Origin of the sequence: Kitasatospora sp. NRRL B-11411 (assembly GCF_000721345.1) — a bacterium.
In the GTDB taxonomy this organism is placed as follows: domain Bacteria; phylum Actinomycetota; class Actinomycetes; order Streptomycetales; family Streptomycetaceae; genus Kitasatospora; species Kitasatospora cineracea.
Window position 1 is genome coordinate 1 of the sequence record NZ_JOGH01000244.1, and the last position, 3666, is coordinate 3666.

The 3666-nt window shown below is 68.8% G+C and carries 1 tRNA gene and 1 CRISPR repeat array; the gene reads left to right on the plus strand.

The features are described 5' to 3' along the window. The first annotated feature begins 155 nt into the window (after positions 1-155). Positions 156-229 (plus strand) — tRNA-Pro (locus IH44_RS0139495). Positions 230-977: 748 nt separating this feature from the next. Then, positions 978-2354: direct repeats of the CRISPR family, unit length 29 nt; unit sequence CGACCAACCTCCGCGTACGCGGAGCGGAC. Positions 2355-3666: the final 1312 nt, after the last annotated feature.

Below are 3666 nucleotides of genomic sequence, written 5' to 3' on the forward strand. Positions count from 1 at the left end.
CCCCCTGACCACCCCCCGCCCCACCCACCCGCCACGCCCCCGAAACCTGGCAGCGAGCACCCCCCGACGTGCTGTATTGTTTTCCACGTCGCCGAGAGATCGGGGGCGAGGTCAGAAAGCCGAGGAGCCCGCAAGGGCGACTGGGAAGACGACCACGGGACGTGGCGCAGCTTGGTAGCGCACTTGACTGGGGGTCAAGGGGTCGCAGGTTCAAATCCTGTCGTCCCGACGCAAGTCGGAAAGGCCGTTGGCCGGGAGAAATCCCAGGTCAACGGCCTTTTGCGTGACGGGGCGTCAGGGACCGTGAAAATCGGTTCGTATGCTGTTTGGGACCGTTTTGGGACCAAGGCCCCGAAGGTGGGGGTCAACCATCCTTAGCTAGGTCCGATTTGCCCGCTTTGGCCGTCACTCTCGGTAATCGAGGCGGGATCGCGACAATCGATTTCCGGCCATGTTTTTGGCAGAAATCCCGCTTGCGTGGCGGAAGTTGGTCACAGCTGACCACCTATCAGGTGGCGGCATGATGTCAATGGAGAAGCCTCTCCGCTGGGGCCGCCGACCACCAAGCGGTTCCGGGGCTGAAAAGGTTGCTCTGCGTGACGGCATGCCGATGCGACCACCTCGCGCACAGCCCGCGCTCCGTACCGGACCTCTGGGCAGGAGCGCACTTGACCCGGGTCCGAGTCGCCTTCCCTCCCGTTACATGCTGGGGAGGCCCAGTCGGTCGAAGGCGGGATCGCCGGGGAGCGCGATCGATTCGATGCGAGCCGGTGAGATCGGGGACATGTAGTGGACGGTGGCGTCGGTGCCTTCGCTGAGCGCTCTGCCCAGGAACACGTGCGCCAGCGACGGAGCGGTGCTGTGCAGCTGGCCGTCGGCCAGGTCCAGGAGCGCGGTGACGACGGCCGGCGGCCCAGCGACCGCAGCAGGCCCATCATCTCTGGGTCATTGATCGACTCCCAGTACCGGGACAGCTGCGACCAACCTCCGCGTACGCGGAGCGGACTCCTGAGGGTGGCTGGAGCAGTGCATCAACCGCGGCCAACCTCCGCGTACGCGGAGCGGAGCGGACCGGGCCGGTCAGGCCGGAACCGCCACCAGGTCCGACCAACCTCCGCGTATGCGGAGCCGACTCGATCGTCAGTCCTGAAGTTTCACGGAGTTCCGACCAACCTCCGCGTACGCGGAGCGGACGGCAAGCGCGCTTACGGGGCCGTCATGTACGACGACCAACCTCCGCGTACGCGGAGCGGACACCTCACCCGAGAGAGCGAACGTCTCGATCCCCGGCGGACCTCCGCGTATGCGGAGCGGACGGCGGCTTCGACCTGACGATCGGGAATGTCCCGGACCAACCTCCGCGTACGCGGAGCAGATACAGCCGCACGGCTCGGCTACCAGCCAGACTACGGCGAACCTCCGTGTACCCAGAGCGGACGACCGGTCTTCCGAGATGGACCTGACGGTCCTGGGCGGACCTCCGCGTATGCGGAGCGGACGCGGCCGAGAAGCACACCAGTGTCCAGGCCGTCGGCCAACCTCCGCGTACGCGGAGCGGAACCCCGAGTTCTTCGCCAGGACCCGCCGCAAGACCGGCCAACCTCCGCCTACGCGGAGCGGACACGGCCGCCACCTGGCGCTCCTCGGTGCGGTACGGCGGACCTCCGCGTACGCGGAGCGGACCGGCAGTGCTCCAACGGCTTGGACTTCGTCATCGGTGAACTTCCACCTACGTGGAGCGGACGACCTCGATTGCGGAGCCGAGACGCACACTCCCGGCGGACCTCCGCCTACGCGGAGCGAACGCGGGCGTCCCGCGGTTCCTGCTCGACCGCCCCGACCAACCTCCGCGTACGCGGAGCGGACACGGACGTGTCGGACGTGGTGAAGCCGGGCGACGACCAACCTCCGCGTACGCGGAGCGGACCGCGGCTACCGCTACTTCGCCTGCGACCTCTTCGGCGGACCTCCGCGTACGCGGAGCGGACCCGGCGATCAGGGCGAGGTCGCGCGCACCGAACGGCGGACCTCCGCGTATGCAGAGCGGACCCGACGATCGACGTCGCGGCGAAGCTGACAACTGGCGGACCTCCGCGTACACGGAGCAGACCTGGAGGCTGCCGGGATCTCGGTCAACCTGGACGGCGGACTTCCGCGTACGCGGAGCGGACGTCGCGGTCCCCCAGCCCAGCCGGGAGTGGAGCGACCGACCTCCGCCTACGCGGAGCGGATCGCACCCTGCACGCCCGCGAGCCCCATATGATCGGCGGACCTCCGCGTACGCGGAGCGGATAGGCGGCGGGCGCGGGTGTAGCTCCGGCCGACCGACTGACCTCCGCCTACGCGGAGCGGACGGCAACTTCTGGCGGCCCGTCAGCGGCTTCATCGGCGGACTTCCATCTACGTGGAATGGATGTCGTCTGCCTCCTGCAGCAGTTCGCCGACGCCGGCGAACCTCCGCCTATGCGGAGCGGACAATGACCGGGGCGTCCGCTGGTCCACCCTCGGTGGCCGACCTCCGCTTAGGCGGAGCGGACCCCCGGGTCGGCAACTACATTCGGGAACTGATCGGCGGACCTTCGCCGACGCGAAGCGGACCTGATGGGTGCCACCCTGATGGGGCACCCCACCGGCGGACCTCCGCCTACGCGGAGCGGACTCGATCATAGCCTGGGCCCACGCTCCCAGCTCCGGTGGACCTCCGCGTACGCGGAGCGGAAGGCCGCCGCCCACGCCGCGCCTTCATCTGGGACGACCGACCTCCGCGTACGCGGAGCGGACCAGGTCTCGATGTCGAACGGTAGCGGGTCGCCCGGCGGACCTCCGCCTACGCGGAGCGGACGAGGTGGTGCGCAGCATGAAGACATGGCCCTCCGACCAACCTCCGCGTAGACGGAGCGGACGACCAGCGCAGGACCGTGGCCCCGTGGGCAACCGACCGATCTCCGCGTACGCGGAGCGGACGAGCGGTCGACGCTGAAGCCAGCCTTCGCCATCGACCAACCTCCGCGTACGCGGAGCGGACGTGACGCAGGCCGGGGCGGTGCAGTCCTCGCCCGACCAACCTCCGCGTACGCGGAGCGGACGCCGGCCGGGACACGGCGCCGGACGACCAGGGCGACCAACCTCCGCGTACGCGGAGCGGACGGCCGTTCCGACCCGCGCATCCAAGCGAGCGTCGACCAACCTCCGAGTACGCGGAGCGGACATCTCGGTGACGGCGGAATCCAGCCGGGCCGACGGACCAACCTCCGCGTACGCGGAGCGGACGCCGCGGCGACCGCGATTCGCATCGCGAACGTCGACCAACCTCCGCGTACGCGGAGCGGACGTGAAGTCCGGGCACGGGATTTCGTAACACGGCGACCAACCTCCGCGTACGCGGAGCGGACGCACCGACGACGGCACCGATGGCCAGCAGGATCGACCAACCTCCGCGTACGCGGAGCGGACCGAACCAGGCTCCGGACTCTTTCCCCCACCGGCGACCAACCTCCGCGTACGCGGAGCGGACCCTTTGTGAGCTGCGTCGTTGGTGTGGCTTTGCTGTTTCTTTGTCAAGGAGCGTGTGGGGCAGGGAGTTGATGCTAGTTGGTTGGTCAGTGCCGGGTGGTGGTGAGTCCGAGCGCGGGGTGGAGGTGGAGGGAGGCGGTGGGGGTTCGGTAG